At 70.4% G+C, this 13,831-nt stretch carries 13 protein-coding genes; 12 read left to right on the plus strand and 1 reads right to left on the minus strand.

What is annotated here, in order from left to right; all coding sequences use genetic code 11:
- The first annotated feature begins 126 nt into the window (after nt 1-126).
- Nucleotides 127-2,088 (plus strand): ATP-dependent DNA helicase, encoded by a 1,962-nt coding sequence (locus tag CAP38_RS04210; RefSeq protein WP_086119584.1) that lies wholly within the window; start codon nt 127-129, stop codon nt 2,086-2,088.
- On the opposite strand, the gene CAP38_RS04215 is transcribed toward CAP38_RS04210, so the two are convergent.
- On the minus strand, nt 2,051-2,863 hold the full coding sequence (locus tag CAP38_RS04215; RefSeq protein ID WP_086119585.1) for an outer membrane protein assembly factor BamD: 813 nt from the start codon (nt 2,861-2,863) through the stop codon (nt 2,051-2,053). The two genes, CAP38_RS04210 and CAP38_RS04215, sit on opposite strands and share 38 nt — an antisense overlap.
- 21 nt (nt 2,864-2,884) lie before the next feature.
- On the opposite strand from CAP38_RS04215, the gene CAP38_RS04220 reads away from it, so the two are divergent.
- The 11 genes from CAP38_RS04220 (at nt 2,885) to bamB (ending at nt 13,819) form a co-directional block, all read left to right on the plus strand.
- On the plus strand, nt 2,885-3,910 hold the full coding sequence (locus CAP38_RS04220; protein ID WP_373271402.1) for an RluA family pseudouridine synthase: 1,026 nt from the start codon (nt 2,885-2,887) through the stop codon (nt 3,908-3,910).
- A gap of 102 nt (nt 3,911-4,012) precedes the next feature.
- Nucleotides 4,013-4,693 (plus strand): SMC-Scp complex subunit ScpB, encoded by a 681-nt coding sequence (gene scpB, locus CAP38_RS04225; RefSeq protein ID WP_086119587.1) that lies wholly within the window; start codon nt 4,013-4,015, stop codon nt 4,691-4,693.
- Entirely contained in the window at nt 4,584-5,873 is a 1,290-nt protein-coding gene (locus tag CAP38_RS04230) for a pseudouridine synthase (protein WP_086119588.1), read from the plus strand. The genes scpB and CAP38_RS04230 overlap by 110 nt, the downstream gene beginning before the upstream one ends.
- A 110-nt stretch (nt 5,874-5,983) precedes the next feature.
- Nucleotides 5,984-6,409: a nucleoside-diphosphate kinase gene (ndk, locus tag CAP38_RS04235; RefSeq protein WP_086119589.1), complete on the plus strand. Its 426-nt coding sequence runs from the start codon at nt 5,984-5,986 to the stop codon at nt 6,407-6,409.
- Between the two features lie 22 nt (nt 6,410-6,431).
- Nucleotides 6,432-7,571 carry a 23S rRNA (adenine(2503)-C(2))-methyltransferase RlmN gene (gene rlmN, locus CAP38_RS04240; RefSeq protein WP_086119590.1) on the plus strand — a complete coding sequence of 380 codons (1,140 nt, stop codon included), beginning with the start codon at nt 6,432-6,434 and terminating at the stop codon, nt 7,569-7,571.
- A gap of 15 nt (nt 7,572-7,586) precedes the next feature.
- Nucleotides 7,587-8,420, plus strand: coding sequence for a type IV pilus biogenesis/stability protein PilW (pilW, locus tag CAP38_RS04245; RefSeq protein WP_086119591.1), 834 nt, complete (start codon nt 7,587-7,589; stop codon nt 8,418-8,420).
- Nucleotides 8,413-9,327: a helix-turn-helix domain-containing protein gene (locus CAP38_RS04250; RefSeq protein WP_086119592.1), complete on the plus strand. Its 915-nt coding sequence runs from the start codon at nt 8,413-8,415 to the stop codon at nt 9,325-9,327. Before pilW ends, CAP38_RS04250 begins: the two co-directional genes overlap by 8 nt.
- Nucleotides 9,324-10,595, plus strand: coding sequence for a flavodoxin-dependent (E)-4-hydroxy-3-methylbut-2-enyl-diphosphate synthase (gene ispG / locus CAP38_RS04255; RefSeq protein ID WP_086119593.1), 1,272 nt, complete (start codon nt 9,324-9,326; stop codon nt 10,593-10,595). The genes CAP38_RS04250 and ispG overlap by 4 nt, the downstream gene beginning before the upstream one ends.
- Nucleotides 10,596-10,622: 27 nt before the next feature.
- Entirely contained in the window at nt 10,623-11,912 is a 1,290-nt protein-coding gene (gene hisS, locus CAP38_RS04260) for a histidine--tRNA ligase (RefSeq protein WP_086119594.1), read from the plus strand.
- A gap of 96 nt (nt 11,913-12,008) precedes the next feature.
- The gene (locus tag CAP38_RS04265; RefSeq protein ID WP_086119595.1) at nt 12,009-12,683 is read left to right on the plus strand and encodes a tetratricopeptide repeat protein; all 675 of its coding nucleotides are present in this window, start codon (nt 12,009-12,011) and stop codon (nt 12,681-12,683) included.
- A 5-nt stretch (nt 12,684-12,688) separates the two neighbouring features.
- Nucleotides 12,689-13,819: an outer membrane protein assembly factor BamB gene (bamB, locus tag CAP38_RS04270; protein ID WP_256924257.1), complete on the plus strand. Its 1,131-nt coding sequence runs from the start codon at nt 12,689-12,691 to the stop codon at nt 13,817-13,819.
- Nucleotides 13,820-13,831 lie beyond the last annotated feature (12 nt).

A 13,831-nucleotide genomic window follows, 5' to 3' on the forward strand; every position in this document is an offset into this window, starting at 1 on the left:
CCGGCGTCCGTCCCCCCGGAAGAACCGGCCGCAGGTCTCGTCGACGCCACACGTGCGGCACTGGCGGCCGATACCTTGCAGCAGCGCTGGGGACCCGGGTTCCGGCACCGACCCGGGCAGGTCGTGATGGCCGAGGCCGTGGCCCGGGTGCTCGGCACCGGCGGTGCCCTAGTGGTCCAGGCCGGCACCGGTGTCGGCAAGACCCTGGCCTATCTGGTTCCCCTGCTGCTCAGCGGCCGCCGTGCCATCCTGTCCACCGCCACCCAGGCGCTGCAGGACCAGCTCTTCCACCGCGACATCCCCACGGTCACCCGCGCCATGGGCCTGCCGGTCCGGGTGGCCTTGCTCAAGGGCCGGGCGGCCTATGTGTGCCTCCACCGGCTCAGGACCCAGACCTCCATCCACGTACCCGAACGTGACCCGGCCGACACGGTGCTGCTGGCACAGCTGCTGAGCTGGGCCGAGCGCAGCGCCACCGGCGACCTGGCCGAGGTGCCCGTGGTGGAAGGTCGGCCCGCCCTGCGGCCGCTGATCACCTCCAGCCGGGACAACTGCCTGACCAGCGAATGCCCCGAGATGGATCGCTGCGCCGTGTACCGCGCTCGGCGCGCGGCACTGGCAGCCGACTGGGTCGTGGTCAACCACCATGTCTTCATGGCCGACCTGGATGTGCGCGATTCGGGTGTGGCGGCCCTGCTGCCGCAGGCCGAAGCCATCGTGTTCGACGAAGCGCACCAGCTCAATGACACCGCCATCGGCTTCCTGGGTCGCCGTGTCACATCGGCCCGCTGGAGCGATCTGGCCCGTGACGTGATCGCCTCGACCCGGGTGCATGCGGCCGGCGTGCGCCCCTGGTCGGCGTGGGCGCTCGATCTGGAGCGTTGCAGCCGGACCGTGGGCGAACTGGCGGGCAGCACGGCGGCCACCGACACCCGCATTCCCTGGAACGGTGGTGTGCCGGCCGGCGTGGACGCGACCGCCTGGCATCAGGCCTGCGTGGCGCTGGACCGGGTGCTGGGCAGGCTGCACGAAGGGCTGCAGGCCACGGCCGAGTCCGCCCCCGATCTGGCCCGGCTGCAGGCCCGGGTGGCCGACGCCCGTGCCGACTGGCGTGGTCTGGTCGGCGAGCCCGCCCCGCCGGGCGAAGTCCGCTGGCTCAGCCGGCATGGCGGCCGCCGCTGGGAGGTGCACCAGACCCCGGCCGACAGCGCTGGGCTGTTCCCCGGTCTGCTGGCATCGCGCCCCGCCGTGGGCTGGGTCTTCACCTCGGCCACGCTGGGACACGACGACTCCTTGAGCTGGTTCACGCGCAGCCTGGGCCTGGCCGCCCCCGACGGATCGCCCGCTCCGGGTGTGCAGGTGCAGCGGGTGGCCACGGCGTTCGACCATGTGCGCCAGGCCGCCCTGCATGTGCCCCCCGACCTGCCGGAACCGGGCGAAGCGGGCCACCTCGAGTCGCTCGGGTGCCGGCTGGCGGAATGGGTCGGAAGGCTGGGCGGGCGCACCCTGGTGCTGACCACCACCAACCGCGCGGCCCGCCAGCTGGCCGAGCAGCTGCGGACGGCATGCACTCAGGGCGGCCTCGGGCTCGACGGGCTGACCGTGCTGGCGCCCACCGCATCGGCACGCCGCCACGCACTCGACGCCTTCCGGCATGCGGGTGACCGCCCCACGGTGCTCATCGCTTCAGGCGGTCTCTGGGACGGCGTGGATCTGCCCGGTGATGTGCTGCAGCTGGTGGTGATCGACAAGCTGCCGTTCCCGCCGCCCGACGACCCGCTGGTGCAGGCCCGGGTGCAGCGAGCGCGCGAACAGGGCGTGGACGGGTTCGTGGCGGTGCACCTGGCCGAAGCGGCCCTGGCGCTGGGGCAGGGCGCCGGTCGGCTGATCCGCAGCGAGACCGACCGTGGGGTGGTGGTGCTGGCCGATGTGCGCGTGCTGCGGCGCGCTTACGGCCCGATGCTGCTGTCGGCCATGCCGCCGATGCGTTGGCTCGCGACCGAGGAGGAATTGCGGGACGAACTGGACGCGCTGGTCAGGGACCGGGCCCTCACCAGACCTTCCACCATGGGTTTTCCCGGGTTCTGAAGCCCTGGCGCAGGAAATCGCTGTTGGGGTAGTTGGTCTGCATGATGCGGCGCGTGTCGTCTCGCAGCTGCGTCATGCCCAGGGCGTCGTACGACTGCATCAGGATGAACAGCGCCTCTTCCAGGGCCGGTGCGTCGCTGAATTCGGTCAGAGCCAGCTGCGCCCGGTTAATGGCGGCCACGTGGGCGCCCCGACTGAAGTAGTAGCGCGCCACATGCACCTCGTACTGGGCCAGCGAGTTGACGATGTAGGTCATGCGCTGGCGGGCATCCGGGGCGTATCGGGAGTCGGGAAAGCGTTCGGCCAGTTCGCGGAAGGCCTCGAACGACTCCTTGGCGGCTTTCTGGTCGCGCTCGGACAGGTCCTGGCGGGCCAGGGCACCGAACAGGCCAAGGTTGTCGTTGAAATTGACCAGGCCCCGCAGGTAGAGGGCGTAGTCCATGGCCGGGCTGGTGGGGTGCAGGCGCTGGAAGCGGTCCAGCGTCGCCAGGGCCTGGGCCGGTTCGGACGCCTTGTAGTGGGTGTAGGCCTTGTCCAGCTGGGCCTGCTGGGCCAGCGGTGTGCCGGCAGCGCGGCCTTCCAGCTTCTCCAGCAGGTTGGCGGCCTTCTCGTAATTGCCGGCCTGACGCTCGTCGGTGGCCTCGCGGTACAGCTTGTTCGGGCTCCAGTTGGCCGTCTCGTCGACCGGCGCGGTGGAGGCGCAGCCCTGCAGTGCCAGCACGGCGGCCACCGCCAGGGTCACGGCCGATAATCTCAAGCTCACATTCACAGGCATACCTCGACGACGGAACGACAGTTGGAAACGCAAAGTATATCGACGGGGTGTCCGGACGACCCGGTGCTGGAGGAGTCGGCCCTGGTCGGCGCCGAGGTGCGCCTGCTGTCGGTGCCGGCGGAGTGGCACGGCCAGCGCATCGACCGTGCACTGGCCGCGCTGGTGCCGGAGTTCTCCCGCAGCCATCTGCAGCAGTTGCTGCAGGACGGCGCCGTGCGCTGGCGCGGACAGACGCAGGCCAAGGCGTCGGCCCGTGTGCAGGCCGGCGACCCGATCGAGATCGAACTGCGTCCCACCGCCCAGGCCAGCGCCTTCCTGCCCGAGCCGATGGGCCTGGACGTGGTGCACGAGGACGAGCACCTGCTGGTCCTGCACAAGCCGGCCGGCCTGGTGGTGCATCCGGCGGCCGGCCACTGGAGCGGCACCTTGCTCAACGGACTGCTGGCCTACCACCGTGGCGCGGCCGAGCTGCCGCGGGCCGGCATCGTGCATCGCCTGGACAAGGACACCTCGGGCCTGATGCTGGTGGGCAAGACGCGGCTGGCGGTGGACGCCCTGGTGCGTGCCATTGCAGCCCGGGAGGTGAGCCGGCAGTACCTGGCCCTGGCCCATGGCGGCTGGCGCGGGGCGAGCCCGCTGGATGTGGACCGTCCCATCGGTCGCGATCCGCACCACCGGCTGCGCATGGCGGTGGTGCCGGGCGGCAAACCGGCCCGGACCACCGTGGTCCGGCTGGACTCCCGGGACGATGCCTGCCTGGTGGCCTGCCGGCTGCACACCGGGCGTACCCATCAGATCCGGGTGCACCTGGCGTCGCTGGGCCATGTGCTGATCGGCGATGCGGTGTACGGCGGCCGGCCGGCCTTCGGGCTGCAGCGGCAGGCGCTGCATGCGGCGTCGCTGGGTCTGGCGCATCCGGTGCATGGCGGCTGGCTGAGCTTCTGGTCACCGCCGCCGCCGGACATGGCGCGGGCCCTGTCGGAAAGCGGCCTCCGCTACAATCCGCCCAGCCCCGGACACCCCCTGCTGGCAGACCCGGTCGAGTGATCGACCGCACCGCCACCGCAGCGCGCCCCGTCCACCGTCCCGCTCCGGCCCTCCGGCAGCCTCCCTCTCCGGCCCGCAGCCGGACCTTGACCGAGCGACACCATGAACACCACGGATGCCCTGCGTGTCCTTGAAACGGCCCTGATTTGCGCCACGCAGCCGCTCACGGTGCGTGAGCTCGGCACGCTGTTCGACGGCGAGATCGCTCCCGACACGCTCAAGTCCCTGCTGGCCGACCTCCAGCTGCAATGGGCCGGTCGCGGTGTGGAGCTGGTCCAGGTGGCCAGCGGCTGGCGCTTCCAGAGCCGGCCCGAACTGCGGCCCTTCCTCGACCGGCTGCACCCGGAAAAACCGCCCAAGTACTCCCGCGCCGCGATGGAGACACTGGCCATCATCGCCTACCGCCAGCCGGTGACCCGCGGCGACATGGAAGACATCCGGGGCGTGACCATCAATTCCCTGATCCTCAAGCAGCTGGAGGACCGGGGCTGGATCGAGGTGATCGGCCACCGCGAGACCGTGGGCCGCCCCGCGCTCTTTGCCACCACCCGCCAGTTCCTCGACGACCTGGGTCTGGCATCGCTGGATCAGCTGCCGCCGCTGGAGGCCAACGAGGTGCAGGAGTCGGCGCTGGACCGGCTCGACTTCGATGCGCTGTCCCAGCGCCTGCCGGATGACGAGCCGACGGCCGATCTGCTCACCGAACCTGCCACCCCTGGCACTGACGATCCCACCAAGGAACTCCATGACGACGCCGGACACCCCCCGCCCACCGCTGGTTGAGGCCACGCCGGCCGACGATGCGGCACTGAAGTTCGACGACGTCATCAGCGGCGCCTTCGATGCCGAGCAGGAGGCCGAGCCGGCAGCGCCGGTCAAGCGCGTGCTGGCGCCCCAGGCCGAATCGCCCAAGCTGCACAAGGTGCTGGCGCAGGCCGGCATGGGTTCGCGGCTGGAGATGGAGCAGCTCATCCTGGAAGGCCGCATCTCGGTCAACGGCGAGCCTGCCCATGTGGGCCAGCGCATCCAGTTTGGCGATGTCATCAAGGTCAACGGCAAGCCGGTTCGGGTGCGCATGACGCCGCCGCCGCCGCGGGTGCTGGCCTACCACAAGCCCGCCGGCGAGGTGGTGTCGCACGATGATCCGCAGAACCGGCCCACCGTGTTCCGTCGCCTGCCGCGCCTGCAGAGCGGCAAATGGCAGTCGGTCGGCCGGCTCGACCTCAACACCGAGGGCCTGCTGCTGCTGACCAGCTCCGGCGAGCTGGCCAACCGCCTGATGCACCCCCGGTTCGGCCTGCAGCGTGAATACGCGGTGCGGGTGCTGGGCGCCCTGTCCAACGAAGAGAAGCAGCGCCTGCTGGACGGTGTCAACCTGGACGACGGGCCGGCCCAGTTCGCCTCCATCGAGGACGGGGGCGGGGAGGGGGCCAACTGCTGGTACCGGGTGACCATCGCCGAGGGCCGCAACCGCGAGGTGCGTCGCATGTTCGAGGCGGTGGGCCACGCGGTCAGTCGCCTCATCCGCATCCGCTACGGCGCCATGATGCTGCCGCGCGGTCTGAAGCGGGGCGCCTGGATCGAGCTCGACGAGCGCGACATCGCCCGCCTGACCGCGGCGGCCGGCATGCTGCCGGCGGCCGAGCCGGCGCGTGGTCCGCGTCCCGGTGCCGCCCGGGGCAGCCCGTCGCGCGGTGGACAGCGCACCGGTCGCGGTCCGTCTCGGCCCCAGCCGGGGGCCGCAGCGGCCGCTCCCGAGCCGGCCAGCCGCAAGCCCCGGGGTGCCGCCCCGGGCGCGGCCCGCAGCGGCAACAGCCAGCCCGATCCCATGAAGACGTCGCTGGGCTACATCGGCCACGACGCCGTGGCGCGCAAGCGCCAGCAGGACGCCGGCCGGGGCAAGGGCGCGCAGCCGGCCCGGGGCGGGCAGGGCGGCGGCAAGCGCCGCGGCCCGGGCCGCTGAAGCCGCTCACGCCCTGTGGGGCCGTTGCGCACGTTGTAGAATCAAAGGCTCTGCGCATTCCCGCGCAACCCGTTGAATTTCCATCAAAACTTCAGGTACCAGGATCACCCATGGCCATCGAACGCACCCTCTCGATCATCAAGCCCGACGCCGTCGCCAAGAACGTCATCGGCCAGATTTACGCCCGCTTCGAGGCCGCCGGCCTGAAGATCGTCGCGGCCAAGATGGTCCACCTCTCGCGCGGCGAAGCAGAACAGTTCTACGCCGTGCACAAGGCCCGCCCGTTCTTCAAGGACCTGGTGGACTTCATGGTGTCCGGCCCCGTCATGATCCAGGCGCTGGAAGGCGAAGGCGCCATCGCCAAGAACCGCGACCTCATGGGCGCCACCGACCCCAAGAAGGCCGCCCCCGGCACCATCCGCGCCGACTTCGCCGACAGCATCGACGCCAACGCCGTGCACGGCTCCGACGCTCCCGAAACCGCTGCCCAGGAAGTTGCCTTCTTCTTCCCCGGCATGAACGTCTACTCGCGCTGATCCGCGCGCAGACCATGGTGTCATGACGGTCAATCTGCTCGACTTCGATCTCGACGGGTTGACCGCCTTTTGCGAGCAGCTGGGCGAAAAGCGCTTCCGTGCCGTCCAGCTGTTCCGCTGGATCCACCAGAAGGGCGAGTCCGACCCCGCCCGCATGACCGACCTCGCGAAGAGCCTTCGCGAGAAGCTTCCTTCGGCGGCCACGGTCAAGACCCTGCCGGTGCTCTCGCGGCAGGACTCCGCCGACGGCACGATCAAGTGGCTGTTCGATGTGGGGGACGGCAACGCCGTCGAAACCGTCTTCATTCCCGAGGATGACCGGGGCACGCTCTGCGTGTCCTCGCAGGCCGGTTGTGCCGTGGGATGCCGCTTCTGCTCGACCGGCCACCAGGGCTTCTCGCGCAACCTCACCACCGGCGAGATCCTGGCCCAGCTGTGGCAGGCCGAATTCTTCCTGCGCCAGCACCTGAAATCCGCCGACCGCGTGATCACCAACGTGGTCATGATGGGCATGGGCGAGCCGCTGCAGAACTACCATGCGCTGGTGCCGGCGCTGCGGGTCATGCTCGACGACCATGCCTACGGGCTGTCGCGGCGCCGCGTGACGGTGTCCACCTCGGGCGTGGTGCCCATGATCGACCGGCTGGCCGCCGACGTGCCGGTGGCGCTGGCCGTGTCGCTGCACGCACCGAACGACGCGCTGCGCGATTCGCTGGTGCCGCTCAACCGCAAATACCCTCTGGCCGAGCTGCTCGACGCCTGTCTGCGCTACCTGCCGGCCGCCCCGCGCGACTTCATCACCTTCGAGTACTGCATGCTCGATGGCGTCAATGACACCCCCGAGCACGCCCGCGAGCTGCTGGAGCTGGTGCGTGGGCATGGTGAACGGGGTGTCCCCTGCAAGATCAATCTGATACCGTTCAACCCGTTTCCGGATTCGGGCCTGCGCTGCTCCCCGCGTGCCGTGGTCCAGCAGTTTGCCCGCATCCTGAGCGACGGTGGTCTGGTGACCACGGTCCGCAAGACCCGGGGCGACGACATCGATGCGGCGTGTGGACAGCTCGCCGGTGACGTGCTGGACCGCACCGATGCGGCCAGGCGTCTGGCCCGCATGCGCACCGAGACCACCGCCCCGATCCTCATCGTCCGTCCCGGCAGTTGACTTGAGAAGGCAGGCATGACCCACAGCACACGCGGCTTCACCCTTTCCCTCCGACCCGTCTTGCTGCTGGGCAGCATCGGCCTGGCCCTGCTGGCGGGCTGTGCCCAGAACCCGTCGGGCATTCCGGCGGTCAACACCAGCTCGGTCGAGCCGGTGACCGCCTCCGACGAACCGGCCGCCCGGCGCCGGGCCCGCATCCGGCTCGAACTGGCGGCCAGCTACTTCGGCCAGGGGCAGGACACCGTGGCGCTGGACGAGATCAAGCAGTCGCTCCTGGCCGATCCGACCTATGCCGACGCCCATGCCCTGCGGGGTCTGGTCTATTCCCGCATGAACGAGCTGGGGCTGGCCGAGGCCAGCTTCCAGCGGGCGTTGCAGCTCAACCCGCGCGACCCCAATGTGGCGCACAACTACGGCGTGTTCCTGTGCGACCAGCGCCGTTACCCGGCTGCCACCGAGATGTTCACCCGCGCCATGGCCAGCCCCACGTACGGCGGCCGTGCGCAGACCCTGCTCGCGCAGGGGGTGTGCCAGCTGCGCGCCGGGCAGCCGCAGGAAGCGGAGGTCAGCCTGGCCCGCTCCTACGAACTCGATCCCGGCAACCCGATCGCGGCCTACAACCTGGCGTCGCTGCTCTACCGCCGGGGCGAACTGCAGCGTTCGCAGTTCATCATCCGCCGCGTGAACAACTCCGAACTGGCGAACGCGGAGACGCTCTGGCTGGGCATCAAGGTGGAGCGCAAGCTGTCCAACCTGGACGCTGCCCGCCAGCTCGCCCAGCAGCTGTCCCGCCGGTACCCGGAATCGACCCAGTGGGCGGCCTACCAGAGGGGTGCTTTCGATGAGTGATCCGCAACAGCCGGGCGAGACGCCGGTCAGCCCGTTGCTGCTCAAACAGGCCCGTGAGGCCGCCGGCCTGCATGTGGCTGCCCTGGCTGCCGCCTTGAAGGTGCCGGTCCGCAAGCTCGAGGATCTGGAGGCCGGTCGGTACGACCAGCTGCCGGACATGACCTTTGCCCGGGCGCTGGCGTCGAGCGCCTGTCGCCACCTGCGCATCGATCCCGCACCCGTGCTGGCCCAGTTGCCGGCTGCGGCCCGGCCGGCCCTGGGTCTGCCTGGAACGGCGCTGAATGCGCCCTTCCAGGGCAGTGCCGATCCGGTGCCTTTCAATCCGGCCGGCTGGCTCTCCCGGCCCGCTGTGCTCTCGGCCATCGCGCTGCTGCTGGGCGCGCTGGTGATCGTCTTCCTGCCCCGGCCCGACGAGCCTGCGACGGCATGGGGTGAGCCGGCGGGCAATGCCAGCAGCACAACCCCGGCCAACGCAGTCCAGCCGGGCGTGGCGGAGCCGGTGGGCGTGACCACGGCCCCGGCCGAGCCGGTGGCGACCGCCCCGTCACCGACCGTTGCGCCTGCCGAGCCCGTGCCTTCGTCGCCGGCTCCTGTCCAGCCCGCCGCGATGTCCCCCGCTGCAACCCCGCCGGTGGCCGAGACGCCGGCGACGCCTTCGGTGCCTGCGGCAGCCAGTGTGCTGGCCGTGGCTGCACGGGGCGAAACCTGGATCGAGGTCACCACCCCCGCGGGCGAGACGGTGGTGCGCCGCTTGCTCACTGCCGGCGAATCCATGGAAGTCAACCGCGCACCGCCCTACAACGTGGTGATCGGCCGGGCCGATGTTGCCCGGGTCACGCTGCGTGGCCAGGCTTTCGATCTCCCGCCGCCGTCGCCCAACGGCGTGGCCCGTTTCGAGGTGAAATGAACATGTCCGACAAGCCCTGCGAGCCCATTGCGCTGTTCCAGCCGCCAGTGCGCCGCACCCGTCAGGGCGTGGTGCGCTGGGGTGACCATGTGGTCACGGTGGGCGGGAACGCACCCGTGCGCGTGCAGTCCATGACCAATACCGACACGGCCGACGCCATCGGCACGGCCATCCAGGTCAAGGAGCTGGCCCAGGCCGGTTCCGAGCTGGTGCGCATCACGGTCAACAACGACGAAGCGGCGAAGGCCGTTCCGCACATCCGGGAACAGCTCGACCGCATGGGCGTGCCCGTGCCCCTGATCGGCGACTTCCACTACAACGGCCACCGGCTGCTCACCGACCATCCGGCCTGCGCCGAGGCGCTGTCCAAGTACCGCATCAACCCGGGCAACGTGGGGCGGGGCGACAAGGGCGACCGCCAGTTCGCCCAGATGGTCGAGATCGCTGCCCGCCACGACAAGCCCATCCGCATCGGCGTGAACTGGGGCAGCCTGGACCAGGACCTGCTGGCCCGGCTGATGGACGAGAACGCCGGGCGTGCCCGGCCCTGGGATGCCCGGCAGGTGATGTACGAGGCGCTCATCACCTCGGCCATTTCGTCTGCCCGGCGCGCCGAGGAGATCGGCCTGCGCGGCGACCAGATCGTGCTGTCGTGCAAGGTGAGTGCGGTGCAGGACCTCATTTCGGTGTACCAGGCGCTGGCGCAGCGCTGCGACTACGCCCTGCATCTGGGCCTGACCGAGGCCGGCATGGGCACCAAGGGCGCCGTGGCGTCCACGGCGGCGCTGTCGGTGCTGCTGCAGCAGGGCATCGGCGACACCATCCGCATCTCGCTCACGCCCCAACCCGGCGAGTCGCGCACCCAGGAGGTGGTGGTCGGGCTGGAGATCCTGCAGGCACTGGGCCTGCGAACCTTCGTGCCCGCGGTCACCGCCTGCCCGGGCTGCGGCCGCACCACCAGCACCACCTTCCAGGAGCTGGCCAAGCAGATCGACGATTACCTGCGGGCTTCCATGCCGGTGTGGCGCGAGCGTTACCCCGGTGTCGAGAACCTCAAGGTGGCCGTGATGGGCTGCATCGTCAACGGACCCGGCGAGAGCAAGCACGCCGACATCGGCATCAGCCTGCCCGGCACCGGCGAGGCCCCTGCCGCCCCGGTCTTCATCGACGGTCAGAAGGCCCTAACCCTGCGTGGCGAAGGCATCGCGCGCGAATTCCAGACCATCGTCGACAACTACATCCAGAAACGCTTCGGTGCGGCCGTCTGAGCCGCGACCGGACACGCACCTTTCCCCATGGCCGAGAAACTGACCGCCGTCAAAGGCATGAACGACATCGCCCCTCCGCAGTCTGCGCACTGGGAGTGGCTCGAAGAGCAGCTGCGCGGCCTCATGGCCCGCTATGGCTACCGCAACCTGCGCACCCCCATCGTCGAGCCCACTGCGCTGTTCGTGCGCGGGCTGGGCGAGGTGACCGACATCGTCGAGAAGGAGATGTACTCCTTCGAGGACAAGCTCAACGGCGAACACCTGACGCTGCGGCCGGAGAACACCGCCGGCGTGGTCCGCGCCTCGCTGGAACACAACCTGCTGTACGACGGCCCCAAGCGCCTGTACTACATGGGCCCCATGTTTCGCCATGAGCGCCCGCAGCGCGGACGCTACCGGCAGTTCCACCAGTTCGGCGCCGAGGCCCTGGGTTTTGCCGGGCCGGACGTGGATGCCGAGCTGATCGTCATGGCCTGCGACCTCTGGGCTGCCCTCGGGCTGGAGGGCATTGCCCTGGAGATCAACAGCCTGGGCCAGCCGGCCGAGCGGCTGGCGCATCGGCAGGCCCTCATCCGTTACCTCGAGGCCCACGCCGACCAGCTGGACGAGGACGCGAAGCGCCGTCTGCACAGCAACCCGCTGCGCATCCTGGACACCAAGAACCCGGCGATGCAGGCCCTGGTCAATGCCGCACCCCGGCTGATGGACCACCTGGGCGCCGAGTCGCTGGCGCACTTCGAGGGCCTGAAAGCGCTGCTCGACGCCCACGGCGTGCGCTACACCATCAACCCGCGCCTGGTGCGCGGCATGGACTACTACAACCTGTCGGTGTTCGAGTTCGTGACCACGCAGCTCGGCTCGCAGGGCACGGTCTGCGCCGGTGGCCGTTACGACGGGCTGTTCGAGCAGATCGGCGGCAAGGCCGCCCCGGCCGTGGGCTGGGCGCTGGGCATGGAACGCATCCTCGAGCTGCTCAAGGAGCAGGGGCGCCTGCCCGACGCCCCGGTGCCCGATGTGTATGCCGTGGTGCCCGATGCCGCTGCCATGAACCGGGTCATGCCGGTGCTGCGCGGTCTTCGCCTGCGCGGCCTGAGGGTGCAGATGCACGCGGCCGGCCCTGAAGGCATGGGCAGCATGAAGTCGCAGTTCAAGAAGGCCGACGGCAGCGGTGCCCGAATGGCCCTGATCTTCGGCGAGCAGGAACTCGCGCTGGGGCAGGTGGCCGTCAAGCCGCTGCGGGGCGAGCGCACCGAGGGCGGGCAGCAGCTGATGCCGCTGGCCGATCTGGACGCCCTGGCGGGCGAGCTTCGGCGCTGAGCTTCGCGGGCCGATGGTCGGCCCACCTACAATGCCGCGTCCGGCTGCTCCTGCGAGCCTGCCGGCGTCTTTCCGATTTCCCCTTACCCCGCTTCCATGGCCAAACACCTCGACCTCGAAGAGCAGGAACAGCTCGACCAGATCAAACACTTCTGGTCCAAGTACGGCAACGCCATCACCTGGGTGCTCATCGTCGTGCTCGGCAGCTTCGCCGCCTGGAACGGCTGGAACTGGTGGCAGCGCAGCCAGTCGGCCAAGGCGTCCGCCCTGCATGCCGAGATCGAGCGCGCCGCCCAGGCCCGCGACACGGCCCGGCTGGATGCGGCGCTGGCCGACATGCAGTCGCGTTTCAAGGGCACCGCGTTCGCAGGCCAGGCCACCCTGCTGGCCGCCAAGGCCCGCTTCGAGGCGGGCCAGGCCGACCAGGCCCGCGCCGCGCTGGAATGGCTGGTGAGCAACAGCAAGGACGAGGCCTACCGCTCGATCGCACGCCTGCGTCTGGCGGGCATCGACCTCGATGCGGGTCAGTTCGACGCCGCCCTGCGCACCCTGGAAGCCCCGTTCCCGGCCGCCTTCGACGCCATGGCGGCCGACCGACGCGGCGATGCCCTGCTGGCCAAGGGCGACGCGGCTGGTGCGAAGGCCCAGTTCGAGAAGGCCTGGACCGGCTTCAGCGCCGAAACCGAATACCGCCGTCTGGTCGAGGTCAAGCTGGCCTCGCTGGGCGTGGACAAATCCCCGGCCACCCGCCAGGAAGGCCGTCCCTCATGATGCCGATGACCCGTCTGCAACGCCCCCTCCGTCTGTGCGCCGGCCTGATGGCAGCTGCCATCTTGGCCGCCTGTTCGTCCAGCCCCAAGGCGCCCGAGCCGGCCCCGCTGGGCCCGGTGGCCGCCCTCATGAGCACCCGTCTGGCCTGGAATGTCCAGGTGGGGCAGGGCAGCGAGACGCTCCAGCCCGTGGTGGCGGCAGGGCGGGTGTTCGCCGCGGCCACCAACGGGACGGTCATGGCGGTCGATGCCGCCACTGGCAACGTGGCCTGGCGCGTGTCGCTGGAACAGCCGCTGTCGGCCGGTGTCGGCACCGACGGCACCACCGTGGTGGTCATCAACCGCGACAACCAGCTGGTGGCCCTGCGCGACGGGCGCGAAGTCTGGCGTGTGCGCCTGCTGGCGCGCTCGTTCACGGCACCGCTGGTGGCCGGTCAGCGGGTGTTCGTGCTCGGCGCCGACCGCTCGGTGAGTGGCTTCGATGCCGCCAACGGGGCCCGGCTGTGGTCGCAGACCCGCACCGGTGACCCGCTGGTGCTGAGCCAGCCGGGCACGCTGACCGCCGTGGGCGACACGCTGGTCGCAGGCCTCTCCGGCCGCCTGGCCGGACTCAACCCCGACAACGGCGCGGTGCGCTGGGAGGTGCCGGTGGCCACCGGCCGGGGCACCAACGAGGTGGAGCGCCTGGTCGACATCCTGGGCCCGTCCAGCCGCATCGGCAGCAGTGTCTGCGTGCGCGCCTACAGCGCGTCGGTGGGCTGCGTCGACGCCGATCGCGGCACGGTGGTCTGGACCCGCCAGACCCCTGGCCTGACCGGCATCCACGGCGACGACCGCCAGATCTATGGCAGCGACACCGAGGGCCGCCTGCAGGCCTTCAACCGCGCGACCGGACAGCCCGCCTGGACGGTGGAGCGCCTGCGTTACCGCAAGCTGTCCGCGCCGCTGGCCCTGGGCCGGGTGGTGGCTTACGGCGACAACTCGGGCCTGGTGCACCTGGTGTCGCGCGAGGATGGCAGCGAGATGACCCGCCTGACCACGGATGGCTCGCCCATCGTGGTGGCCCCCGTTCTGGCCGGTGATGCACTGGTGGTCCAGACCCGCAACGGCGGGCTGTACGCCTGGCGTCCCCAGTAAGCCATCTTCCTC

Source organism: Hydrogenophaga sp. IBVHS2, assembly GCF_002127215.1.
In the GTDB taxonomy this organism is placed as follows: Bacteria; Pseudomonadota; Gammaproteobacteria; order Burkholderiales; family Burkholderiaceae_C; genus Hydrogenophaga.